This is a genomic window from Methylocystis sp. H4A, assembly GCF_015709545.1.
Lineage (GTDB): Bacteria > Pseudomonadota > Alphaproteobacteria > Rhizobiales > Beijerinckiaceae > Methylocystis > Methylocystis silviterrae.
In genome coordinates, this window is record NZ_JADNQY010000022.1 from 132,408 (window position 1) to 155,289 (window position 22,882).

Annotated in this window: 22 protein-coding genes; 20 read left to right on the top strand and 2 right to left on the bottom strand. The window is 62.8% G+C overall.

All coding sequences use genetic code 11. The features are described 5' to 3' along the window. Window positions 1–415 precede the first annotated feature (415 nt). The 12 genes from IYW40_RS08555 to xth all read left to right on the top strand — a co-directional run bounded on the left by IYW40_RS08555 (window position 416) and on the right by xth (window position 9,768). Entirely contained in the window at window positions 416–775 is a 360-nt protein-coding gene (locus IYW40_RS08555) for a metalloregulator ArsR/SmtB family transcription factor (RefSeq protein WP_196400256.1), read from the top strand. Further along, complete coding sequence (locus tag IYW40_RS08560) at window positions 772–972, top strand: DUF2892 domain-containing protein (RefSeq protein ID WP_196400257.1); 201 nt, start codon at window positions 772–774, stop codon at window positions 970–972. The genes IYW40_RS08555 and IYW40_RS08560 overlap by 4 nt, the downstream gene beginning before the upstream one ends. 66 nt (window positions 973–1,038) lie before the next feature. After that, window positions 1,039–1,728, top strand: a complete 690-nt coding sequence (locus IYW40_RS08565; protein WP_196400258.1) for a Crp/Fnr family transcriptional regulator — start codon at window positions 1,039–1,041, stop codon at window positions 1,726–1,728. Window positions 1,729–1,826: 98 nt separating this feature from the next. Further along, on the top strand, window positions 1,827–3,110 hold the full coding sequence (locus IYW40_RS08570; protein WP_196400259.1) for an FAD/NAD(P)-binding oxidoreductase: 1,284 nt from the start codon (window positions 1,827–1,829) through the stop codon (window positions 3,108–3,110). A 53-nt stretch (window positions 3,111–3,163) separates the two neighbouring features. After that, entirely contained in the window at window positions 3,164–3,322 is a 159-nt protein-coding gene (gene cydP, locus IYW40_RS08575) for a cytochrome oxidase putative small subunit CydP (protein WP_175094999.1), read from the top strand. A gap of 19 nt (window positions 3,323–3,341) precedes the next feature. Next, a complete protein-coding gene (locus IYW40_RS08580) occupies window positions 3,342–4,916 on the top strand; it encodes a cytochrome ubiquinol oxidase subunit I (RefSeq protein WP_196400260.1) in 1,575 nt (524 codons plus the stop codon). 14 nt (window positions 4,917–4,930) lie between these two features. After that, the gene (gene cydB / locus IYW40_RS08585; RefSeq protein ID WP_196400261.1) at window positions 4,931–6,070 is read left to right on the top strand and encodes a cytochrome d ubiquinol oxidase subunit II; all 1,140 of its coding nucleotides are present in this window, start codon (window positions 4,931–4,933) and stop codon (window positions 6,068–6,070) included. 17 nt (window positions 6,071–6,087) lie between these two features. Continuing rightward, window positions 6,088–6,189, top strand: coding sequence for a cytochrome bd-I oxidase subunit CydX (gene cydX, locus IYW40_RS08590; protein ID WP_018406347.1), 102 nt, complete (start codon window positions 6,088–6,090; stop codon window positions 6,187–6,189). Window positions 6,190–6,282: 93 nt separating this feature from the next. Further along, the gene (locus IYW40_RS08595) at window positions 6,283–6,468 is read left to right on the top strand and encodes a DUF2892 domain-containing protein (protein WP_018406346.1); all 186 of its coding nucleotides are present in this window, start codon (window positions 6,283–6,285) and stop codon (window positions 6,466–6,468) included. Window positions 6,469–6,606: 138 nt separating this feature from the next. Then, the gene (locus IYW40_RS08600; RefSeq protein ID WP_196400262.1) at window positions 6,607–8,220 is read left to right on the top strand and encodes a sulfite exporter TauE/SafE family protein; all 1,614 of its coding nucleotides are present in this window, start codon (window positions 6,607–6,609) and stop codon (window positions 8,218–8,220) included. Window positions 8,221–8,289: 69 nt separating this feature from the next. Continuing rightward, window positions 8,290–8,841, top strand: coding sequence for a cytochrome c (locus tag IYW40_RS08605; RefSeq protein WP_210327235.1), 552 nt, complete (start codon window positions 8,290–8,292; stop codon window positions 8,839–8,841). 141 nt (window positions 8,842–8,982) lie between these two features. Continuing rightward, a complete protein-coding gene (xth, locus tag IYW40_RS08610; RefSeq protein WP_196400335.1) occupies window positions 8,983–9,768 on the top strand; it encodes an exodeoxyribonuclease III in 786 nt (261 codons plus the stop codon). Here xth and IYW40_RS08615 read toward each other — a convergent pair. Further along, window positions 9,747–10,562 (bottom strand): sulfite exporter TauE/SafE family protein, encoded by an 816-nt coding sequence (locus IYW40_RS08615; protein ID WP_196400263.1) that lies wholly within the window; start codon window positions 10,560–10,562, stop codon window positions 9,747–9,749. The two genes, xth and IYW40_RS08615, sit on opposite strands and share 22 nt — an antisense overlap. Window positions 10,563–10,693: 131 nt before the next feature. Between IYW40_RS08615 and IYW40_RS08620 the strand changes: the two genes are divergently transcribed. Next, window positions 10,694–11,581, top strand: coding sequence for an MBL fold metallo-hydrolase (locus IYW40_RS08620; RefSeq protein WP_196400264.1), 888 nt, complete (start codon window positions 10,694–10,696; stop codon window positions 11,579–11,581). Window positions 11,582–11,591: 10 nt separating this feature from the next. On the opposite strand, the gene IYW40_RS08625 is transcribed toward IYW40_RS08620, so the two are convergent. Next, window positions 11,592–12,476, bottom strand: coding sequence for a tetratricopeptide repeat protein (locus IYW40_RS08625; protein ID WP_196400265.1), 885 nt, complete (start codon window positions 12,474–12,476; stop codon window positions 11,592–11,594). 393 nt (window positions 12,477–12,869) lie between these two features. On the opposite strand from IYW40_RS08625, the gene IYW40_RS08630 reads away from it, so the two are divergent. The 7 genes from IYW40_RS08630 (at window position 12,870) to metH (ending at window position 22,753) form a co-directional block, all read left to right on the top strand. Further along, window positions 12,870–13,247 carry a cytochrome c gene (locus IYW40_RS08630; RefSeq protein ID WP_196400266.1) on the top strand — a complete coding sequence of 126 codons (378 nt, stop codon included), beginning with the start codon at window positions 12,870–12,872 and terminating at the stop codon, window positions 13,245–13,247. A gap of 162 nt (window positions 13,248–13,409) precedes the next feature. Continuing rightward, complete coding sequence (queE, locus tag IYW40_RS08635; RefSeq protein WP_196400267.1) at window positions 13,410–14,042, top strand: 7-carboxy-7-deazaguanine synthase; 633 nt, start codon at window positions 13,410–13,412, stop codon at window positions 14,040–14,042. After that, window positions 14,039–14,419: a 6-carboxytetrahydropterin synthase gene (locus tag IYW40_RS08640; RefSeq protein WP_348644259.1), complete on the top strand. Its 381-nt coding sequence runs from the start codon at window positions 14,039–14,041 to the stop codon at window positions 14,417–14,419. Before queE ends, IYW40_RS08640 begins: the two co-directional genes overlap by 4 nt. Before the next feature lie 175 nt (window positions 14,420–14,594). Continuing rightward, entirely contained in the window at window positions 14,595–16,556 is a 1,962-nt protein-coding gene (locus IYW40_RS08645; protein WP_196400268.1) for a CoA-transferase, read from the top strand. A gap of 568 nt (window positions 16,557–17,124) precedes the next feature. Beyond that, window positions 17,125–18,135 carry a metalloregulator ArsR/SmtB family transcription factor gene (locus IYW40_RS08650; protein WP_196400269.1) on the top strand — a complete coding sequence of 337 codons (1,011 nt, stop codon included), beginning with the start codon at window positions 17,125–17,127 and terminating at the stop codon, window positions 18,133–18,135. Continuing rightward, on the top strand, window positions 18,135–19,034 hold the full coding sequence (gene metF, locus IYW40_RS08655; protein ID WP_196400270.1) for a methylenetetrahydrofolate reductase [NAD(P)H]: 900 nt from the start codon (window positions 18,135–18,137) through the stop codon (window positions 19,032–19,034). Before IYW40_RS08650 ends, metF begins: the two co-directional genes overlap by 1 nt. Next, complete coding sequence (gene metH / locus IYW40_RS08660) at window positions 19,031–22,753, top strand: methionine synthase (RefSeq protein ID WP_196400271.1); 3,723 nt, start codon at window positions 19,031–19,033, stop codon at window positions 22,751–22,753. The genes metF and metH overlap by 4 nt, the downstream gene beginning before the upstream one ends. Window positions 22,754–22,882 lie beyond the last annotated feature (129 nt).

Consider the following 22,882-nt stretch of genomic DNA (forward strand, 5'->3'; position numbering starts at 1 on the left):
TCTCCGTGTGAAATTTTGTCAGCCCCAAAGGTTGCACCAGCCGCGCGCGCTGACGGGGCCGCTCACTACGCCGCAGCCCGAGGGCGCGTTGAACCAGGAGCAATTGGCGCAGCTTTGCCGGCCGTTCGGCGCACCGCGGTAGGCGGCCGCCGATTTGCTCGACTTCGCTTGCGCGCTCGTTGTCCTCAGTCCAGCCGCTGCCGCGCCCAACAGCAACATCAAGGAGCGGCGCGTCGGCGCAAGACATTCAGCCATTTCACTCTCCCTTCGCAATTTGTCCGTTCTCGGACGATTCCATTAAATTAGATGAACGTAATATACTGGATTTCTGTCGGCTTGAATGCGACATAAGCGCTCTTCGGAGGCGCCTCTGGCGCTCTTGACAATTATATTCAATATTCGTAATTTAGACATCATGAATGTAAATCTGCTTGCTCTGGCGCCGAAAGCTGCGGAGGCCGAAAGCTTTCTCAAGGCGTTGGCCAACCGCCATCGGCTGATGGTGCTCTGCCAGCTGCACGGAAGCGAGCTGTCGGTGACAAAGCTGCAGGAGGCGATTGGACTGAGCCAATCGTCGCTCTCGCAGCATCTTGCGCGGCTGCGCGAGGACAAGCTCGTCAAGACCCGCCGCGAGTCGCAGACGATTTACTATTCCTTGTCCGATGGGAACGTCTCGCGGATCATTGGACTGCTCTATGAAATGTTCTGCGCCGAGCAGTGCGGCAAGCCAGCCAAACCGCGCGCGCGCGTCAAATCGAAGGAACTCACCCGATGAGCATTGATCGCATCATCATGGCCTTCGCCGGGACCATGATCCTCCTGAGCCTGCTCTTGGCGCAGTTGTTCAGTCCGTGGTGGCTCGTGCTCACCGCTTTCGTCGGCGTCAATCTTCTGCAGGCCGCCTTCACAGGCCTCTGCCCATTGGCGATGGCGCTGAAGCGGTACGGCGCCAAATCAGGCGCGGCCTTCTAGACGTCATCGGCGTTCAGCATGGGTGCGTTAATCGTTCGCGGCGCGCTTAAGTGAAGACTTTGGATCGTGAGCGACGAAGGGCAGATGATGGCGTCCGATTGGGTCGACGAAACGCCTTCCTTGCGCAGCCTTGACGCTGCGACGAAGACGCTTTTGCGCGACTCGGTCGTGCGCAAGCAAATACCGCGCGGCGCGGTGCTGTTTCGGCCGGGCGATCGATGCGTCCATTTTCCGCTGATCGTCTCGGGCTCCGTGCGCGTGCAGCGGGTGACCGAATCGGGCCGGGAAATCGTGCTCTACCGGGTCGGCGCGAACGAAACCTGCATTTTGACGACAGCCTCGCTGCTCGCGGACGACGCCTACGCCGCCGAGGGCGTGGCCGAAACTGACGTCATCGCCTATGTGGTGCCCGCCGATCGTTTCAACGCGCTGATGAACGCGTCCGAAGGTTTCCGTGCGCTAGTGTTCGACGGTTACGGCAAGCGTCTTGCCGCGCTGATGTCGCGCATCGAGGAGATTGTCTGCACACGCATCAATGTTCGCTTGGCCGAACGTCTTCTCGCGCTACGCGGCGCCGGCGGTAAAATCGCGGCGACGCAGCAGGCGCTCGCCGCCGATCTCGGCACCGCGCGTGAAGTTGTCGGCCGTACGCTGAAAGCGTTCGAGCGCTCAGGCTGGGTGAAATTGTCGCGCGGCGGCGCCGAGATCGTCAATCTGGCGGCCTTGCGATCGCTTTGCGACGCGCAGCGTGACTAAGTCGCGGACATGCACGCGACAAGCGCGCATGTCGTCACCGATGAGCGCAACCGTCAGCGCGAAACTTAATGCGCGCAAAGCGCAAAAGGGAGACTGAAATGGCTCATATCGTCGTCATGGGCGCGGGGATCGGCGGCGTCGCCGCCGCGATTGAAGTCCGCGAGGGACTTGCCAAGCAACATCAGGTCACTGTCGTTTCGGATCTCGAGAATTTCCAGTTCACGCCGTCCAACCCGTGGCTCGCGGTGCAATGGCGCAAGCCGGAAGAACTCAAGGTTCCGCTCGCGCCGGTCTTCAAGAAGAAGAAGATCAATTTCATTCCGGTGGGCGCGAAGCGCGTTCTGCCTGACGAAAACCGTCTCGAACTTCAGAATGGCGAGAGCGTCGCCTACGACTATCTCGTTATTGCGACCGGTCCGAAGCTCGCCTTCGAGGAAGTGCCAGGACTTGGACCGCATGGCGGACATACGCATTCGGTCTGCACGTTGCAGCATGCCGAGACGGCGTCGAAGGCCTATGAGGAGTTCTGCAAGGATCCTGGTCCGATCATCGTCGGCGCCGCGCCCGGCGTCTCCTGTTTTGGTCCCGCCTATGAATACGCCATGATCCTTTCCACCGATCTGCGTCGGCGCGGCATCCGCGACAAGGTGCCGATGACGTACATCACGTCCGAGCCCTATGTCGGGCATTTGGGTTTGGGCGGCGTCGGCGATACGAAAGGGATGCTCGAATCGGCGTTCCGCGATCGCGACATCAAATGGATCGTCAACGCCAAGACGACCGCCATCGAACCGGGCCTTCTCAAATGCGCCGAGCTCGACGACCAGGGGCAGGTCAAGAAAGAGCACGAAGTGCCGTTCAAATTCGCCATGGTGATGCCTGCGTTCAAAGGCGTCGACGCGCTGATGGGCGTCGAGGGACTGGTCAATCCGCGCGGCTTCGTCATCATCGACAAGAATCAGCGCAATCCGAAATACCGAAATGTCTTTGGCGTCGGCGTCTGCGTTGCGATCCCGCCTGTCGAGGCGACGCCGGTGCCGACGGGCACGCCGAAGACCGGCTATATGATCGAGTCGATGGTCACGGCGACGGCGCATAATATCGCCGCGCTGATCGCCGGGCGTGAAGCAAAGGAAGAAGGCACGTGGAATGCGGTTTGCTTGGCGGATTTCGGCGACAAGGGCGTCGCCTTCGTCGCAAAGCCGCAGATTCCGCCGCGCAACGTCAACTGGTCGAGCGAGGGGCGGTGGGTGCATCTCGCCAAGATCGCCTATGAGAAATACTTCCTGCGCAAGGTCCGCAAGGGACAGAGCGAGCCTGTCTATGAGCGCTACATCATGAAACTGCTCGGCATCGAACGGCTGCGTCGCGCACTGTCATAAGGCGGCGCCGCAGCCATGCAAAGCTAGGGCATGCAACGCTAGGGGATGAGTCGATGCGCACAAGGCCATTAGGACGCGAGATCGCCATCGCGCTTGGGTTCAAGTTGCTGGCGCTCGTCGCGCTCTACGTTGTGTTCTTCGGCCCCGCGCATCGCATTAGGGTGACGCCGGCGCAGATGGTGGAAGCGCTGTCCGCCACTGCGCCGCGTTGACATCGATCAGGAGCTCAAAATGTTCGAATTCGACGTCGTCACGCTCTCGCGCCTGCAATTCGCGCTGACGGCGATGTATCACTTCCTGTTCGTGCCGCTGACGCTCGGCCTTGCGCTGCTGCTCGCCATCATGGAGAGCGTCTATGTGATGACCGCGCGCACCGTCTGGCGCGAGGCGACGCAGTTCTGGGGCACGCTGTTTGGCATCAATTTCGCCATGGGCGTCGCCACCGGCGTCACCATGGAATTCCAGTTCGGCACCAACTGGGCCTATTACTCGCATTATGTCGGCGACATTTTTGGCGCGCCGCTCGCCATCGAAGGCCTGATGGCCTTCTTCCTCGAGGCGACCTTCGTCGGCCTGTTCTTCTTCGGCTGGAAACGCTTAAGCAAGGTGCAGCATCTCATCGTCACCTGGCTCGTCGCGCTCGGCGCGAATTTCTCGGCGCTCTGGATCCTCGTCGCCAACGCCTGGATGCAGAACCCGGTCGGCGCGGCGTTCAATCCGCAGACGATGCGCATGGAGCTCACGTCCTTCGCCGAGGTGTTGTTCAATCCCGTGGCGCAATCAAAATTCGTACACACGGTCAGCGCTGGCTATGTCACGGGCGCGATGTTTGTCATGTCAATCGCCGCCTATTTCCTTTTGAACCGTCGTCATGTCGCTATCGCTCGCCGCTCGCTGACGGTGGCGGCGAGCTTCGGGCTCGCTTCCGCGCTTTCGGTCGTCGTGCTCGGCGACGAGAGCGGCTATACGGCGGGCGAGAACCAGAAGATGAAGATCGCGGCGATTGAAGCGATGTGGGAGACGGAGCCGCCGCCGGCGTCTTTCACCCTCTTCGGCATTCCAGATCTCAAGAGCGAAACAACGAAATACGAGATCAAAATTCCTTGGGTCTTGGGCCTGATCGCGACGCGTTCGCTCGATAAGCCCGTCGAAGGCGTCAAGGCGCTCGTCGAACGATCCGAAGAGCGCATCCGCAACGGCATGGCCGGCTATCAGTGGCTGACGAAAGAAGGCGGTCGTCCCAACGCCGCCGTTCCGCCGGAACTCGAAGTATCGATGCGCGACGTCGGGCATTCGCTGCTGGTTAAGCGCATCAGGCCCGATATCGAGAATGCGACCGACGCTCAGATTCATGAAGCGGCGCTGTCGACGATCCCCGACGTGCCGGTGCTGTTCTGGTCTTTCCGCATCATGGTGGCGCTGGGGTTCTATTTCATCGCGCTCTTCGCCGCCGCTTTCTATCTGTCGAGCCGGCGACGCTGCGGGAAGCCCTGGTTCCTGCGCATGACCATGTATAGCCTGCCGTTGCCCTGGGTCGCCGCCGAACTCGGCTGGATCGTCGCCGAATATGGGCGGCAGCCGTGGATCATCGACGCGACGATGCCGACGTTCCTCGGCGTCTCCAACGTCCCCGCGTCGAATGTCGCGGCGAGCCTCGCGGCCTTCGTGCTGTTCTACAGCGCGCTGGCCGTCATCGATGTTGGGCTCATCGTCAAATATGTCCGCATTGGCCCGCGGGAGGAGACCGAGCCGCAGCGCTCAGGCGCGCCCGTACTTCCCGCGCCGGCGCCGGCGCAAACGCGATAGGAAAGGCGAAAGCGATGTTCGACTATATGACGCTTCGCCTCATCTGGTGGGCGATTCTCGGCGTCCTGCTCGTGGGCTTCGCGGTCATGGACGGCTTCGACATTGGCGTCGCCATGCTGCATCCTTTCGTTGCGCGCAATGACACGCAGCGGCGCGTGACGCTGAACACGATCGGTCCCGTCTGGGAAGGCAACCAGGTCTGGTTCATTCTCGGCGGCGGCGCCGTCTTCGCGGCCTGGCCGCCGCTTTACGCGGTGTCCTTCTCCGGCTTCTATCTTGCGATGTTGCTGGTGCTGATCGGCCTCATTCTGCGGCCGGTGGCGATCACCTTCCGCGACAAAAGACCCGAGACCGGCTGGCGCGAAACCTGGGACTGGCTCTTCTTCGTCTCCGGTTTTGTCCCCGCGCTGATTTTCGGCGTGGCCTTCGGCAATCTTCTGCAGGGCGTTCCCTTCCATTTCGATCAGGCGCTGCGCGCGACCTATGAGGGCGGCCTCCTTGGTCTGCTTAATCCATTCGCCTTGCTCTGCGGCCTCGTGAGCGTGGCGATGCTCACGATGCAGGGCGCCGCCTGGCTGAGCGTGAAAAGCGAGGGTGAGGTTTCCGTCCGCGCCCGCCGATATGGCGCGCTCGCGGCGCTCCTGCTTGTTCTGCTCATTTCCGCCGCGGGACTGTGGATCATGCTGGGCGTCGAAGGATTTCGCATCGACGGCGTCATCGAACATGCAGGGCCTTCGAATCCGCTGGCGAAGTCGGTGACGCGAGAAGCCGGCGCCTGGCTCGACAATTACCGCGCCTACCCCTGGATGATCGCTGCCCCCGCGCTGGCGTATACGGGCGCGCTCGTTGCGGCGTTGGCCTTCGCCTTCTCGGCGGGCAGGATCGCGTTTCTCGCCAGCAGCCTTTCGGTCGCGGGCGTCGCAACCATGGCGGGCTTCAGCATGTTCCCCTTCCTGCTGCCGTCCTCGACCCACCCGAGCCAAAGCCTGACGGTCTGGGACGCGTCGTCGAGCAAAGCGACGCTCTCGCTCATGCTCATCGCGGTGATCGTCTTTCTGCCGATCGTCCTTGCCTATACCAGCTGGGTCTACTACGTGCTGCGCGGCGCAGTGAGCGAGGCGGCGATCCGTCGCGGCGACGATTACTACTATTGAGCGGGAGAAAACGCGGCATGTGGTATTTTTCCTGGATCCTAGGGCTGGGGCTCGCCTGCGCCTTCGCCATTCTCAACGCCATGTGGCTCGAGCTCGACGACGACGACAGGCAGAAATAGCAGCCGCGCCTCAAGCGAGACTTAGTCGCTGTGCGATCTCACGCGAGGCGATAGCCTGACATTACGATCGCCGCGGGAGAAGGGAGATTAGTCATGGTCGCCAATATCGGAAGGACCGATCGGATCATCCGCATCGTCGCCGGACTGCTCTTGCTCAGCCTCGTCTTCATTGGTCCGCAGTCGCTATGGGGCCTTGTCGGGCTCATTCCGCTGACCACGGCCTTCGTCAACTTCTGCCCCGCCTATAAGCTTCTGGGCATGGATACGCTCGGCAAGTAGCTCGGCAAGTAGCTCGGCAAGTAACTCTGCACGTAAATCCGTCTCGCGCCGGCCACGGCGCGAAGACGGAATAACGCAATGCGGCCGACGCTGGAGCGCCGGCCGCGGTCAGACGCTGCGCGGCGAGGCGTAACCTGGATGAACGAAACGGCGATCACGTTTCACGCCCGCGGCATGCATTGCCACGGCTGCGAGCATGTCATCGAGGCGGCGGTTAGAAAGCTCGCCGGCGTGCGCGGCGTTTCGGCCAGCTATCCGACCGAGACGGTCGTCGTCGACTATGACGCCGATGCGACCAATTTCAGCGCGATTCGCAACAGCGTCGAGCAGAACGGCTATCGCGTCGTTCTGACGGAAGAGGCGCAGCGCCGGCGTTCGCCTTTCATCAGACTGGCGATCATCGTCGCCGCCCTCGCCGGACTCGCCGCCTTAATCCTGTTCGATACGCGCTGGATCAGCGCCGCGGGCGAGCCGGACATCGCTCAGCATATGAGTCTCGGCCTCCTGTTTCTTCTGGGCCTGCTGACAGGCTTCCATTGCGTGGGCATGTGCGGCGCTTTTGTCGTGAGTTACGCGACAGCCGATGCGCGCGCGGGACGCTCGTCCTTCGTCTCGCACCTCTCCTATGGCGCCGGAAAGACGCTGTCCTACACGGCGATCGGCGCCGCCTTCGGATGGCTCGGCGCCTTCATCGCGTTCACGCCGATGCTGCGCGGCGTCGCCGGTGTCGCGGCGGGCGCTTTCCTTCTCATCTTCGGGCTCAATATGCTGGGGCTGTTCGCGCCGCTGCGCCGCTTCCGGTTCGGACTGCCTGGCCCGCTGCAGAACTGGGTGAACCGTGAAGCGGGCGGCGCCAGACATCGACCGTTCGTGATCGGTCTTCTCAACGGGCTGATGATCGCCTGTGGACCGTTGCAGGCGATGTATGTGATGGCGGCCGGGACCGGCAGCCCCGTTGAAGGCGCGAAGACGCTCTTCGTCTTTGGCGTTGGAACCTTGCCGGTGATGCTCGCCTTCGGCGCGCTGACGACAGTGCTTTCGGGGGCGGTGACGCATCGCCTGCTGACCGCGTCCGGCGTGATCGTCGTCGCGCTCGGCGCGGTGATGATCAATCGCGGATTGATCCTCACAGGCTCGGGCGCCGATCTCGCGTCGCTGACGACGAGCTGGCGAAGCCCGGCCCCCGTTGAACGCGTCCAACCACAGCAGGATTCCGCCGCGCCGAAGACGCAGACGATCGAGATGGAGGCCAACGGCCTTGGCTTTACGCCCACCCGCTTCACGCTGCTGCGCGGCGTGCCGGTCAAATGGGTGATCAACGCGACGCAAGTGACGACCTGCAATAATCGTATCCTGGTTCCATCCTTGAAGCTCGAATTCGACGTCAAGCCGGGACGGCAGACGATCGAATTCACGCCCGAAAAGACAGGCGTCATTCCCTGGAGCTGCTGGATGGGAATGTTGCGCGGGGAGTTCGTCGTCGTCGATGCAGCGCCGGCCGCGCCTCAGCCTTCCCACCCTGTCGACTCGGCGGTCCAGGGCGCGCCTCAAGCGACGCAAAGCCCGCCAGCGTCGGCCGCCGTGCAGAAGACCTATACGGTGCGGCGCGGCGACACGCTGCGCGCGATCGCCAAGCGACTCTATGGCGACGAAAAGCGCTGGCGCGACATCGCCGCCGCCAATCCGGCGCTCAATCGTAAAAAGTTGCGGCAGGGCCAAATCATCACTCTGCCCGCCGACGCGCAGCCGTGACGATTCGTCTCGTGCGTCACGGGGCGCTGCGGGTTACGTTCGACCCGCTCACATGAAAAGGGGGAGGCCATGATTGGAAGATTTCTCTTAGCCGCGGCATGCGGGCTCTCGTTGTTTGCCGCCGCCGCTAACGCGGGCGACGATACGGACGATCACGGCGCGCATATGAAGCAAATGAACATGGAGCATATGAAAATGTCGCCGAAGATGCGCGACACGCGCCAGGAGGTCGACCTTCCGGCGCCGATGCGCGCGCATATGCTCGCCAATATGCGCGGACATGCGGAGGCGGTCGCCGAGATCCTGGCGGCCTTGGGCAAGGGCGACGGCGCGGGCGCAGCGAAAATCGCCGACACGCGGCTCGGCATGGCGTCGTCCGGCGCGGCGGCGTGCAAGCCAAACGCCAAGAGTGGCGACCTCGGCGATATGCCCGCGATGATGGCGCATCACATGCCTGACGAGATGCGCGCGCTCGGTCTGACGATGCATGAACAGGCGAGCAAATTCGCGCAGGAGGCGGCCAAGATCGGGCCCGGCGGCGACATGCGTCCCGCGCTTGCCGAACTGTCGCAAGTCGTGCAAGCCTGCAACGCCTGCCACGCCACCTATCGCCTCGACTAGCGCGCGTGCGGCGCTAGAGCGCGCTCGCGAAAAAGCGGACGCTGGTTTTTCGCGCAAAGCGCGCTCTAAATTTATGTGAACGATCACGTCATCTGGATGTGGGCGAATTCGCCCAAATCCAGCGTGATCCAGGAGCCGACGGTGCGCATCGCGACTTGGAACGTCAATTCTGTCAGGCAGCGCCTCGCGCCGCTTCTCGCCTTTCTGCGCGAGGCCGCGCCGGACGCGCTGTGCCTGCAGGAAACGAAGTGCGAGGATCACGTTTTTCCGCGACTCGAAATCGAAGACGCCGGATATAACGTCGCTGTCCACGGGCAGAAGGGATTCAACGGCGTCGCAATCCTCTCCAAGTCGCCGCTTCAGGACGTCACTCTCGGTCTGCCGGGCTTCGACGGCGAGGCGCAGTCGCGCTACATTGAGGCGATCATCGCCGACGGCGCCGGCGGCGTCATGCGCGTCGCCTCGATCTATGCGCCGAACGGCAATCCGCCGCACACGCAGAAATATCTCTACAAGCTCGCCTTCATGGAGACGCTGACGCGCCACGCGGAGGCGCTGCTTGGCCTCGAAGAGCCGACGGTTCTCGCCGGCGACTACAATGTCATTCCGGAGGCGCGGGACGTCTATGAGGCGTCGGCCTGGATTGGCGACGCATTATTCCTGCCGCAGACTCGCGCCGCCTATCAGCGCCTGGTCAATCTCGGCTATGCGGACGCTTTGCGAGCGACGTCGGATGAAGGCGGGCTTTACACGTTCTGGGATTATCAGGCCGGCGCCTGGCAGAAGAACAAGGGACTTCGCATCGATCATCTTCTGCTCTCGCCGCAAGCTTCTGATCGGCTGGCGCGCGTAGAGATCGTCAAATCGATGCGGGCCGGCGAGAAACCTTCCGATCACGTCGCGATCTACGCCGATTTCGCCGCGTGATCGAGTAGTCCGAGCGCGCCGCCGCTGCGCCAGAGCACATAGAGCGCCACCGCGAAGATGACCGTTGCAAAGACGGCGCTCAGCGCCCCGCGCATCTTCGACAGATGTCGCGCCGCCGCGGCGCCGATCAGCCCGCCAAACGCGCCGCCGAGCACGAGCGTCCCGGCAAGCTCCCAGTCCACGAGGTCCGAAAAGGCGTAGTTCGCCGCCGTTGTCACCGCGAAGGCGGCGACGGCGACGAGCGACGAGCCGATGGCGTTCAAGATCGGCATGTCGGACGCAAACATCAGCCCCGGCACGATCAGGAAGCCGCCGCCGATGCCGAAGAAGCCCGAAAGCGCGCCGGCCGTAGCGCCTGCGCCGACGAGCCGGGGGAAATTCTCGCGGTTGAGCCGGACTGCTGGATAGCCCAGCGCGCCCCGGCGCCGCAGCATCAGATAGGACACGACGACCATCAGCAGCGCGAACAACGCGAGCAGCTTTTCGCCGTCGATGATCTTGCCGAGCGTCGAGCCGCCGAATGCGCCGGCAACCCCGAAGACTGCGAAGACAGAGGCGCAGCGCCATTTGATGGTCCGTGCGCGCGCATGATTGGCGAGACTCATCAGGGCGTTGACAGCGACGGCCGCGGCGCTTGAGCCGATCGCGATATGTGGATTGGGCACGCCGACAAGATAGACAAGAAGCGGCACGGCCAGCACCGAGCCGCCGCCGCCGACGAGCGCCAGCGTAAAGCCGACGATTCCGCCGGAGATCAGACCAAGCACGGCGTCCAGAGGAATAGCCGTCAGCATGTCGCTCCTTCGCGCGTATAATATTAGCTATTGCTTATTTAGCTATAGCGCATATATCTGACGGCGCAAGCAGGAAAAGGCGAAAGCACGAACGAAGAGAAGTGCTTGAGCGCTGCAAGAAGGAGAGATCGATGCCGCAGGCGCCGTCCGTGAGGGCCTTCTTTGACGAGTCCACCAACACGATCACCTATATCGTCAGCGACCCCGCCACGAAGCGCGCGGCGATCGTCGATCCCGTGCTCGATTATGACCCGGCGAGCGGAGTCGCCGATTCGCATTCCATCGACGCCATCCTCGCCGAGGCGGCGCGGGCAGGATTAACGATCGATTGGGTTCTCGAAACTCATGCGCATGCCGATCATCTGACCGCCGCCCAGATCGTCAAAACGGCGACGGGCGCGAAGATCGGCATCGGCGAACACATCGACAAGGTCCAGGCGATCTTCAAGCCGGTGTTCGGCGCTGAGGACGTCAAGGCTGACGGCGGCTGCTTCGACCACCTCTTCAAGGACGGCGAGCGGTTCAGAATCGGCGAACTCGAGGGCGAAACGATCTACACGCCCGGCCACACGCCGGCCGACGTCGCCTATAAGATCGGCGATGCGGTGTTTGTCGGCGACACGCTGTTCATGCCCGACTATGGGACGGCGCGCGCGGATTTCCCCGGCGGCGACGCGCATGCGCTTTACCAGTCGATCCGCCGCATACTTTCGTTGCCCCCGCAGACGCGGCTCTTCATGTGTCACGACTACAAGGCGCCGGGACGAGAATTCTACGCCTGGGAGACGACGGTCGCCGAGCAGCGCGCCAAGAACGTGCAGATCAAGGATGGCGTCAGCGAGGAAGACTTCGTGGCGGGACGACACAAGCGGGATCAGGAGCTTGCCGCGCCGCGGCTGCTGCTGCCCTCAATTCAGGTGAACATTCGCGCCGGCAAGTTTCCGCCGCCGCGCGGGGATGGCGCGCGCTTCCTGAGCATTCCGGTGAAGTTCAAAGGCGCCGCGGCGCAAGCCGGCTGAAATCTGAACGTCAGTTGCGTTCGCGCAGATAGCCTTCGAGCATGGTGACGGCCGCGCTACGGTCGGCGTCGCTGGCGGAATTCAGCGCTTCGGCGTGCAAATCCGCGATCCATTGGTCGTGGGTCGCGCCGCCAGCTGCGTCGCGCGCCAGCGTCAGAAACATGAGTCCGCGCGCGCGTTCGGGTTCGCCGCTCGCCTCGCCGGTGAACATCAGCCGGCCGAGCATCGCCTGCGCCTGCGGATGGCCCTTGCGCGCCGCGAGCTCCAGCCAATTCACGCCCTGGCGGACGTTCTTCTTGACGCCGGTCCCTTCGAGATACATTCGCGCCAGATTGTACTGCGCGTCGGCGTTGCTGAAATACGTCGCCGCATAACGGAACAGATCAAACGCGCGATCGAGATCGGGCTTGATCTTTCCGCTTGGAGCGCCGTCACGCAGATAAATGCCCACGGCGACGAAGGCGCTTGCCGCCATCGAACGCTCGCGCGGATCCGGCTCGTCGTCGGCGTAGTGGTCGACGATTTGCGCGAAATATTCATAAGCCTTGGCGTCGTCGCGAACGACGCCGTCGCCTTCGGCGTACATTCGGCCAAGCTTCCATTTGGCCAGCGGCTCGCCGCCCTCGGCGGCGTAGCGCAGCGCGGCGATGGAGGTCGCGGCGTCGCCGGCATGGTAGCTTTCAAGTCCAGCGCGGAGCGCCGCGCGCGGATCCTTGAACATTGGTAGAGGCTGCGACTCGGCTCTCGTGGCCGTTCGAGGCGCGTCAAGAGCGGGCGCCGGCGCGACAAAAGCCGTCACCAGCATGCCCAGGCTCGTCGCGAAAAGGCAGAGCGGCAAAGCCGCGCGCTTGCGCGTAAAGGCTGAGTTCACGCCCGCATGAACGCTTCCGACCATAATGTTCCGACTTTCCTCACCCCAAGAAGACGCCCGACGCCTTTAAGGCCATACGCCAGCCGTCACCGCTGATCAGCGAGAGGGAAAGAAGGAACCTGCGGCCGAAAGCGAAATCTTTCGGCGCCTGTCTCCGCATCTCGAATGAGCTTGTGACCGGATCACCTTAGCTCAGCTTTTGTGTCTGAAAAGGGGCTGCCGCAGCTCCAATCGTGGGCAAGATGCTAATCCGCCACACTGTTGCAATCAGATCACATGAGTGTTGCAAAAATGCAGCAACCCTCGAGGCCGCGCGTCGTCCTGACGCAAGCTCGCGTGAGAGGCGCCGATACCCAGCGGGCCGCGCTTGTGCTTTGATGCGAAGCGAATCGACGGCTCCCGCTTAAGGAAAACCACATGCAGCTTCGACGCCTTACGCTCGCAATGGCCCTCGTCGGCGGAAGCGCCGCTTTCGCAACTTCGGCGCTTGCGGCGGGCGACGCCCAGCGCGGCGCGATCGTCGCGAAGCGATGGTGCGCATCCTGCCATGTGGTGACGTCGGATCAGACCAGCGCCTCGGCCGACGCGCCGTCCTTCTTCGATATCGCCCAGCGCCGAACCGACAGGAAGAAGCTTGGCCATTTCCTGATGGATCCGCATCCGCCGATGCCCGACATGCATCTCTCGCGCAGGGAGATCGACGATATCGTCACCTATATCCGCAGCCTCGACCCGCGTCCGCAGCCCGCGCCCGAGCCTGAGGGCAAGGACAAGGAGCTTCCCAAGAACGGGTAAGCGTCTTGCCTCGCTTTACGTCGCGCGGCGTCCGCGCTAGAGCGCGGCTCGCGAAAAAGTGGATGCCGGTTTTTCGCGTAAGCGCGCTCTAGAACTTTGAGATCGATCACGTTACTGCATTTGGGCGATTTCGCCCAAATGCAGCGTGATCTAGAGCGGGCAATGGCCTACATCGTCAAGGAAGCCTTCAAAACCCTGCAGGGCGAAGGCGTTAACGCGGGTCGCGCCGCGGTCTTTTGCCGCTTCGCCGGCTGCAATCTGTGGAGCGGGCGCGAAGCGGACCGCGCCGCCGCGCAGTGCCAGTTCTGCGACACGGACTTCGTCGGCTTCGAGGGCGAGGGCGGGGGAAAATTCGCCGACGCGACGGCGCTTGCCGGCCATTTGGCGACGCTGTGGGGCGAGGCCCGCGAGCGGCGCTTCGCCGTGCTGACCGGCGGCGAGCCGATGCTGCAGATCGATGAGGCCTTGGTCGCGGCGCTTCACGGGCAGGGCTTCGAGATCGCCATCGAGACGAACGGCACGCTGCCCGTCGTCTTTGGGATCGACTGGATCTGCGTGTCGCCCAAGGGCGGCGCGCCGCTGGCCCAGACGCGCGGCGCGGAATTGAAGCTGGTCTACCCCCAAAAGGGCGTCGATCCCTCCGCCTATGAGCGGCTCGACTTTACGCATTTTCTGCTGCAGCCCATGGACGGGCCGGATGTTTCGCGCAATACGGATGCCGCGGTCAGCTACTGCCTGGCGCATCCGCGCTGGCGTCTGTCTTTGCAAACCCACAAGGCGATCGGGGTGAAGTGACGGTGTCGAGTTTCGAGATCTTTCGGGAGTTTTATTTCGAGGCGGCGCACGCGCTCTACGATCCCGAGGCTCCAGAGGGCGGCAAATACCGCAATCTGCATGGCCACTCCTTTCGCGTGCGCGTCACCCTGCGCGGCGAGCCCACCCTCGAAGAGCAATGGGTGATGGACCTCGGCAAGCTTGGCCGCAGGCTCGCGGAGCTGCGCGAACGCCTCGACCACTCGTTTCTCAACGACCTTGAAGGGCTGGGAAAACCGACGCTCGAAAATCTCTGCGCCTATATCTGGCGCGACCTCGCGCCCACATTGCCGGGTCTTGCCGAAGTCGGCGTCTTTCGCGACAGCTGTTTTGAGGGCTGCGTCTACCGCGGCGACTGACGGCCAATCTCCCGCGCGTTGGCGAGGTTGCGGCCGATCTGCGGCGCATCGCCGCTATTGCGCGAGGGCGGCGCGGTCTCTACGGTTGAGCGCTCATTTTGAGCAAAACGCCCACCAGAGCGGCGACGTCAACGGTCCGCAATCAAAGAGTGGGGAGCGAGGGAACCCTGAGGACATGGCGAACAATAAGGTCATTACCGCCGACGAGGCGATTGCGCTCATTCGCGACAATGACGTCGTAACCACCACCGGCTTCGTCCAGAGCTGCATTCCCGAGGCTTTGCACGCCGCTTTGGAAAAGCGCTTCGTCGAGAGCCAGCATCCGCGCGATCTCACGCTGATCATGACCGCGGGCGCCGGCGACTCCAAGGGCCTCGGCACCGGGCGCTTCCATCACGAAGGATTGCTGCGCCGGGTGATCGCCGCCAATTTCGGCCGCATGCCGAAGGTCGCCCAGGCGGCGCAGGAGAACAAGATCTGCGGCTACAATCTCCCGCAGGGCGTCATCTCGCAGCTCTACCGCGCCTGCGCCTCCGGCCAGCCGGGTCTCTTCTCCAAAGTCGGCCTCTACACCTATGTCGACCCGCGCTTTGGCGGCGGCAAGGTGAACGACCGCACCAAGGAGGACATGGTCAAATACCATAACATCATGGGTGAGGAGTGGCTGTTCTATATCGCCACCAAGATCGACGTCGCCTTCATTCGCGGCACCTCGGCCGATCCTTCCGGCAATATCTCGATGGAGCGCGAGGCGCTCGTGCTCGACAATCTCGCTCAGGCCATGGCCGCCCATAACAATGGCGGGCTCGTCATCGCGCAGGTCGAGCGCATCGTCGAACAGGGCTCGATCAAGCCGAAAGACGTGCATATACCTGGCATTCTCGTCTCGGCCGTGGTCGTCGCCGATCCGCCGGAAATGCACCGCATGAACTATGGCGTGATCCACAATCCGGCGCTTTCCGGCGAAATCCGCGTGCCGGTCGAGAAGTTCGCCAAGATGCCGCTCGACGAGCGCAAGGTCATCGCGCGGCGCGCCAGTTTCGAGCTGCCGCCGAACGGGGTGGTTAATCTTGGCGTCGGCGCGCCGGAAGGCATCGCCGCCGTCGCCAACGAAGAAAAGATGACGCCCTACATCACGCTGACGACGGAAGCCGGCGCCATCGGCGGCGTGCTCGCGGCCGGTTCGAGCTTCGGCGCCGCGACCAACGCCGACGCGATCATTCAGCAGAACCAGCAGTTCGACTTCTATGACGGCGGCGGTCTCGACATGACCTGTCTCGGCATGGCCGAGTGCGACCTGCAGGGCAACGTCAACACGTCGAAATTTGGCGGACGCCTCAACGGCTGCGGCGGCTTCATCAACATCAGCCAGAACGCGCGCCTCGTCGTCTACGCCGGCACCTTCACCAATGGCGGACTGCGCGTCGAAATCGCCGACGGCAAGGTGAACATTCTGCAGGAAGGCAGGAACAAGAAGTTCCTCAACGCCGTCGAGCAGATCACCTTCTCCGGCAAATTCGCGCAAAAGCGCAAGCAGCCGGTCTATTACGTGACCGAGCGCTGCGTGTTCAAACTCGTCGACAAGGGGCTTGAACTGATCGAGGTCGCGCCGGGGATCGATATCGACAAGGACATCCTGGCGCATATGGATTTCAAGCCCATCATCGAACACGCCGAACTGATGGATAAGCGCATCTTCATCGACGAGCCGATGGGGCTGCTCGCCGACCTGATCAATCTCAACATGTCCGATCGCGTCACTTACGACGCCGACCGCAACATTCTTTTCGTCAATCTCGAGGGCTGGCACGCCCGAACCAAGAAGGACATCGACGATCTGCGCAAGACGCTGATCGAGGCGTCGGACAAGGTCGGCAAGCGCGTCAACTCGGTCGTCAATCACGACGGCTGGAAGATCAACGAGGCGCTCTACGACGATTACGCCGAAATGATCGACTACATGAGCCAGCGCTATTATCTGACGACGACCCGTTATTCGACGAGCGCCTTCGCACGCCTGAAGATGAAGGAGGCGCTCTCCAAACGCGGTCTGCAGCCGCATGTCTTCGAGCGGCGCGAGGCGGCGGAGAGCTTCCTCGAGGTCGTCAGCAAGGAAGAAGAGAAGGCGCCGGCGTAGCCGGCCAGCGCTGGTTCCGAGCCTTGAAAGGCGAAGGGCCGAACGTCGCGTTCGGCTTTCGCCCGGGACCGTGCTTTTTAGCGATGGAAATAAAACAGGCCCCGTGGCGCAGAGCTCACGGGGCCATTTGCTTCTCTTGGAAGCTAGTCTGGATTGTCCAGTCTGTGAACGGGCGTCCGACGCTTGGCCTTTGCCTTCGGCCGCCCGGAAGATTGTCGATTGTCTCGGAGGATGGACAGATCAGGCAGCTGCTCCTGATCGCCCAGTGACCGGAACCAAACGCCGGTCAAATGGTATGACCCGGTGGCGTCATGCTCCTCTCGCAACAATGTTGCTCGGTTCGGCCCATCAACAGGGGGTTTTTGAGCCTATCCTGGATCGCGTTCGCGTCGAGGTCCCGCCCGAGCGAGCCTGCCGATCATGCTGTCAGATCGACAGGTGCGATGTAACAAAAGATGAACCTGGTTTGGGATTCGGTCAAGAGCATTCCCTCGTCAAAAAACGGCGACCGTGGTTGCGCCCGGTAAATTTGACGTATATAGATATCTTTATATCTAGCGGAGCGCTCATGAAGTCCGTCGCCAAATTGGCCCTCGACCCGACGCTTGCGGCGTTGAACGCCGCCGGAGAGGAGACGCGCCTGCGTCTTCTGGCGTTGCTCGCCCAGTCGGAGCTGACGGTCAGCGAGGTTGTGGCGATCCTGGGCCAGTCTCAGCCGCGCGTCTCGCGCCATCTTAAGCTCCTCGTCGAGGCTGGCCTCGTCGAGCGCCGCCGCGAAGGGGCGTGGGCCTTTTTCCGTCTGTCGCCGGCCGGCCCGGCGGGCGCCCTCGCGCGCGCCCTCGTCGGTTGGCTCGAGGCTGACGACGCGCTTCTCGCCGGCGACCGCGCGAGACTCGCCCAGGTGCGTCACGCGCGCGCCGAGAACGCCGCGCGCTACTTCGCCGCGCATGCCGAGGAGTGGGACCACATCCGCGCGCTGCACGTCCCCGAGGAGCGCGTTGAAGAAGCGATGCGCCAGTGCGTCGGCGACAGACCGGTGCGCAACCTTCTCGATCTCGGCGCCGGCGCCGGCCGGATGCTCGAGCTGTTCGCGCCCCAGGCCGAGCGCGCCGTCGGCGTCGATCTTTCCTCCGCCATGCTCGGCGTCGCGCGCGGCCGGCTCGAAGAGACCGGCTTCGACAATGTGCAGCTGCGTCAGGGCGACATCTATGCGCTGCCGATCGAGCGCAACTCCATCGACCTCGCGATCATGCATCAGGTTCTGCATTTTCTCGACGATCCGGGCCGCGCGCTGCGCGAGGCGGCGCGGGTGCTCGCCCCCGGCGGCCGTCTGCTCGTCGTCGACTTTGCGCCGCATCAGGAAGAGGCGCTGCGCGATAAGCACGCGCACCGCCGCCTCGGCTTTTCCGACGCTGAAATCACCGGACTGCTCGCGCAAGCCGGCCTCGACATTATTCAACACCGGCAATTGGCGCCCGACCCCAGCGAAGGCGCCAAGCTCACCGTGTCCTTGTGGCTGGCGCGCGATCCGCGCGTCATCGCCGATCCCATTCCCACAGTATCTTATGAGACAGCCTGATGTTTAACGCTCTTCATCCCACGGCGTCGCCCAACCAATTTGCGATCTCCTACGAATTCTTCCCGCCCAAGACGCCGGAGATGGAGACGCAACTCTGGCAGACGATCAATCGGCTGGCGGCGCTCAAACCGCATTTCGTTTCCGTCACCTATGGCGCCGGCGGCACCACCCGCGAGCGCACGCATTCGATCGTCGCGCGCATCGTGCGTGAGACCGAAATGAAGCCAGCTGCGCATCTCACCTGCGTTTCCGCCGCGCGCGAAGACGTCGACGCGATCCTGCGCGACTATTGGGACGCCGGCGTTCGCCATATCGTGGCGCTGCGCGGCGATCCGCCGACAGGCGTGGGGTCGAAATTTGAGGCGCATCCGAAAGGCTACGCCAATTCGACCGATCTCGTGAGCGGCATTCGTCGGATCGGCGATTTTGAGATTTCAGTGTCGACCTATCCCGAAGGCCATCCGGAAAGCGCCTCGATCGAACAGGATCTAGACGCGCTTCAGGCGAAGGTCGACGCCGGCGCGACGCGCGCCATCACGCAGTTCTTCTTCGACAATGACGTCTACTTCAAATTTCTCGACAAGGCGCGCGGGCGGGGAATCACGATTCCGATCGTGCCCGGCATCATGCCGATCCGCAATTTCAAGCAAGTCGCGGGTTTTGCGCAAAAGGCCGGGGCGAGCGTGCCGCGCTGGCTCGCCGAGCGCTTTGATGGACTGGACGAGGATCCGGAGACGCGCGCGCTCATCGCCGCGACGACCGCCGTCGAGCAGGTGATGAGCCTGGCGCGCGCCGGCGTCAATGAATTCCACTTCTATACCAATAATCGCGCCGACCTCGTCTTCGCCATTTGCCATTTGCTTGGCGTGCGTCCCGTTCGTGAAAGGGCCATCGCATGATTTTCGACAAAGCTTACGGCCCCAATATTCTCCAGACTTTGGAGGAGGCCGCCTCGCGCCGGATCCTCATTCTCGACGGCGCCATGGGCACGATGATCCAGCGCCACAAGTTCGAGGAGGCCGATTTCCGCGGCGCGCGCTTCACAGATCACGCCAAGGATCTGCGCGGCAACAACGACCTGCTGACGCTGACGCAGCCCGACGCGATCAAGGCGATCCATGTCGCCTATCTCAACGCCGGCGCCGACATCATCGAGACCAACACATTTTCGTCGACGACAATTGCTCAGGCCGATTACGGGCTCGAGCATCTCGCCTTCGAACTCAATTGCGAGGGCGCGCGGCTGGCGCGCGCGGCCGCCGACGAAGTCGCGGCGAAGACCGGCGTGCGCCGCTTCGTCGCCGGTTCGCTCGGCCCGACCAATCGCACCGCGTCGATCTCGCCCGACGTATCCAATCCGGGCTTTCGCGCCGTCACCTTCGACGAACTGCGCGCCGCCTATAAGGAAGCCGCGCTTGGCCTCATCGAAGGCGGCGCCGACATTCTTCTCGTCGAAACCGTTTTCGACACGCTCAACGCCAAGGCGGCGCTCTATGCGCTCGAAGACGCGTTCGACGAGGTCGGAACCCGTTTTCCGATCATGATCTCCGGCACGATCACCGATCTTTCGGGCAGGACGCTCTCCGGTCAGACGGCGGTCGCCTTCTGGAATTCGCTCGCCCACGCCAAGCCGTTTTCGATCGGCTTCAACTGCGCGCTCGGCGCCCGCGAGATGCGTCAGCATATCGCCGAGATCGGCCGCATCGCCGATACGCGCGTCTGCGCCTTCCCCAACGCCGGCCTCCCCAACGAATTCGGGCTTTATGACGAAAGCCCCGAATATATGGCGGAGCTCGTCGGCGAATTCGCGACCGCCGGTCTCGTCAATGTGCTTGGCGGCTGCTGCGGCACGACGCCGGACCATATCGCCGCGATCGCCGGCGCCGTGAAGGGCGTCGCTCCGCGCGCGATCCCGACGATCGAGCCGATGCTGCGTCTTGCTGGATTGGAGCCCTTCACGCTGACCAAGGACATTCCCTTCGTCAATGTCGGCGAGCGCACCAATGTCACCGGATCGGCGAAGTTCCGCAAGCTCATCACCAATGGCGACTATGCCGCGGCGCTCGACGTCGCGCGGGATCAGGTGGCGAACGGGGCGCAGGTCATCGACGTCAATATGGACGAAGGCCTGCTCGATTCCGAACGCGCCATGGTGGAATTTCTCAATCTCGTCGCCGCCGAACCCGACATCGCCCGCGTGCCGGTGATGGTCGATTCATCTAAATTCGCCGTGATTGAAGCCGGCCTGAAGTGTCTGCAGGGCAAGGGCGTCGTCAATTCGATTTCGATGAAGGAAGGCGAAGAAAAATTCATCGCCGATGCGCAAAAGGTGCGCCGCTATGGCGCCGCCGTCGTCGTCATGGCCTTTGACGAAAAGGGCCAGGCCGACACCTTCGCCCGCAAGACCGAGATTTGCACGCGGGCCTATAAAATCTTGACCGACATCGTCGGCTTTCCGCCCCAGGACATCATTTTCGATCCCAATATTTTCGCGGTCGCGACCGGCATCGAGGAGCATGAGAACTACGGCGTCGATTTCATCGAAGCCACGCGCGTCATCAAGCGCGATCTGCCGCATGTGCATGTGTCGGGCGGCGTCTCGAACCTGTCCTTCTCATTCCGCGGCAACGAACCCGTGCGCGAAGCGATGCATTCGGTGTTCCTCTATCACGCCATTCAGGCGGGGATGGATATGGGCATCGTCAACGCCGGCCAGCTTGCGGTCTATGGCGAGATTGATCCCGAATTGCGCGAGCTTTGCGAAGATGTCGTCCTGAATCGCCGCAAGGATTCGACCGAGCGCCTCGTCGAACTTGCTGAAAAATTCAAGGGGGCGGCTGGCAAAACCCAGGAAAAGGACGCCGCTTGGCGCGAGAACACCGTCGAGAAGCGTCTCGAATATGCGCTGGTGAACGGCGTCACCGATTACGTCGAAGCGGATGTGGAAGAGGCGCGTCAGCGCTCCACGCGGCCGCTTGACGTGATCGAAGGCCCGCTGATGACCGGGATGAATGTCGTCGGCGATCTCTTTGGCACGGGCAAAATGTTTCTGCCGCAGGTGGTCAAATCGGCGCGCGTGATGAAACAGGCGGTGGCCTATCTCATGCCCTTCATGGAGGCCGATAAGAGCGAGCGCTCCACTGCCGGCAAAATCCTGCTGGCGACGGTGAAGGGCGACGTTCATGACATCGGCAAGAACATCGTCGGCGTTGTGCTCGGCTGCAATAATTTCGAGGTGATCGACCTTGGCGTCATGACGCCCTGCGCGAAGATTCTTGAAGTCGCCAAGAAGGAAAAGGTCGATCTCATCGGTCTTTCCGGCCTCATCACGCCGTCGCTCGACGAGATGTGCTTCGTCGCCTCTGAGCTCGAGCGCGAAGGTCTCGACACGCCGCTCCTCATCGGCGGCGCGACGACAAGCCGCGTGCATACGGCGGTGAAGATCAGTCCCAATTATCGTCGCGGCCAGGCGGTCTATGTCACCGACGCGAGCCGCGCCGTTGGCGTCGCGCAGGCGCTCGTCTCCGAGAGGACGCGTCCCGATTATGTGGCGCAGACGCGCGCTGAATATGAGCGCCTCGCGGAGGCGCATGCGCGCGCGCAGGCCGACAAGTTGCGGACGCCGCTCGCGCAGGCGCGCGCCAACGCTTATAAAATCGACTGGGCCGCCTATGAGCCGCCGAAGCCCTCCTTCAGCGGCGCGCGGGCCTTTGCGAGTTATGACGTCGGCGAGCTTGTTCCCTACATCGACTGGACGCCGTTCTTCCAGACCTGGGAATTCAAGGGGCGCTATCCGTCGCTGCTCGACGATCCCGAGCGTGGCGAGGCGGCGCGCACGCTGTACGACGACGCCCGCGCCATGCTGAAGCGGATTGTCGAGGAGCGCTGGTTCACGCCGAAAGCCGTCATCGGCTTCTGGCCGGCGAATTCCATCGGCGACGACATCGCGCTCTACAACGGCGAGTCGCGTAATGAAAAGATCGCCACGCTGCATACGCTGCGCCAGCAATTGCAAAAGCGCGACGGCAAGGCCAATCTCGCGCTCGCCGATTTCGTCGCGCCCAAGGAGAGCGGCAAGGGCGATTATGTCGGCGCCTTCGTCGTGACCGCCGGCGCGGAAGAAGAAAAGATCGCCGCCCGCTACGCCCGCGCCAATGACGACTATGGCTCGATCATGGTCAAGGCGCTCGCCGACCGCATCGCGGAAGCTTTCGCCGAGCGCATGCATGAGCGCGTGCGCAAAGAGTTTTGGGGCTATGCGCGTGAAGAGAATTTCGCGCCCGAAGCGCTGACGACCGAGCCCTACGCCGGCATTCGTCCGGCGCCCGGCTATCCGGCGCAGCCCGATCACACCGAAAAGGCGACGATCTTCGATCTGCTCAATGTCGAAAAGCGCACCGGCGTGAAGCTGACCGAAAGTTACGCCATGACGCCGGCCGCTTCCGTCAGCGGGCTCTATCTGGCGCATCCGAGCGCGCATTATTTCGGCGTCGCTAAAATCGAGCGCGATCAGGTCGAAGATTACGCCCGCCGCAAGGGCATGGAGGCGCGCGAGGTCGAACGCTGGCTCGCGCCCATTCTCAACTACGCGCCCGTCGCCGCGGAAGCGGCGGAGTGATATCGAATCGATTGGCCTGTCATTCCCGGCGGACCGGAGGTCCGACCGGGAATCCAGAGCCAATTGAATGTTGGTCTTGCTCTGGATTCCCGATCGCGCGCGTTGCGCGCGTCGAGAATGACAGCGGAG

Excerpts from the sequence above, each read along its gene's own strand:
- IYW40_RS08555 (WP_196400256.1), top strand. The coding sequence starts at position 416 with ATGAATGTAAATCTGCTTGCTCTGGCGCCGAAAGCTGCGGAGGCCGAA.
- IYW40_RS08560 (WP_196400257.1), top strand. The coding sequence starts at position 772 with ATGAGCATTGATCGCATCATCATGGCCTTCGCCGGGACCATGATCCTC.
- IYW40_RS08570 (WP_196400259.1), top strand. The coding sequence starts at position 1,827 with ATGGCTCATATCGTCGTCATGGGCGCGGGGATCGGCGGCGTCGCCGCC.
- cydP (WP_175094999.1), top strand. The coding sequence starts at position 3,164 with ATGCGCACAAGGCCATTAGGACGCGAGATCGCCATCGCGCTTGGGTTC.
- IYW40_RS08580 (WP_196400260.1), top strand. The coding sequence starts at position 3,342 with ATGTTCGAATTCGACGTCGTCACGCTCTCGCGCCTGCAATTCGCGCTG.
- cydB (WP_196400261.1), top strand. The coding sequence starts at position 4,931 with ATGTTCGACTATATGACGCTTCGCCTCATCTGGTGGGCGATTCTCGGC.
- cydX (WP_018406347.1), top strand. The coding sequence starts at position 6,088 with ATGTGGTATTTTTCCTGGATCCTAGGGCTGGGGCTCGCCTGCGCCTTC.
- IYW40_RS08595 (WP_018406346.1), top strand. The coding sequence starts at position 6,283 with ATGGTCGCCAATATCGGAAGGACCGATCGGATCATCCGCATCGTCGCC.
- IYW40_RS08600 (WP_196400262.1), top strand. The coding sequence starts at position 6,607 with ATGAACGAAACGGCGATCACGTTTCACGCCCGCGGCATGCATTGCCAC.
- IYW40_RS08605 (WP_210327235.1), top strand. The coding sequence starts at position 8,290 with ATGATTGGAAGATTTCTCTTAGCCGCGGCATGCGGGCTCTCGTTGTTT.
- IYW40_RS08615 (WP_196400263.1), bottom strand. The coding sequence starts at position 10,562 with ATGCTGACGGCTATTCCTCTGGACGCCGTGCTTGGTCTGATCTCCGGC.
- IYW40_RS08620 (WP_196400264.1), top strand. The coding sequence starts at position 10,694 with ATGCCGCAGGCGCCGTCCGTGAGGGCCTTCTTTGACGAGTCCACCAAC.
- IYW40_RS08625 (WP_196400265.1), bottom strand. The coding sequence starts at position 12,476 with ATGGTCGGAAGCGTTCATGCGGGCGTGAACTCAGCCTTTACGCGCAAG.
- IYW40_RS08630 (WP_196400266.1), top strand. The coding sequence starts at position 12,870 with ATGCAGCTTCGACGCCTTACGCTCGCAATGGCCCTCGTCGGCGGAAGC.
- queE (WP_196400267.1), top strand. The coding sequence starts at position 13,410 with ATGGCCTACATCGTCAAGGAAGCCTTCAAAACCCTGCAGGGCGAAGGC.
- IYW40_RS08645 (WP_196400268.1), top strand. The coding sequence starts at position 14,595 with ATGGCGAACAATAAGGTCATTACCGCCGACGAGGCGATTGCGCTCATT.
- IYW40_RS08650 (WP_196400269.1), top strand. The coding sequence starts at position 17,125 with ATGAAGTCCGTCGCCAAATTGGCCCTCGACCCGACGCTTGCGGCGTTG.
- metF (WP_196400270.1), top strand. The coding sequence starts at position 18,135 with ATGTTTAACGCTCTTCATCCCACGGCGTCGCCCAACCAATTTGCGATC.
- metH (WP_196400271.1), top strand. The coding sequence starts at position 19,031 with ATGATTTTCGACAAAGCTTACGGCCCCAATATTCTCCAGACTTTGGAG.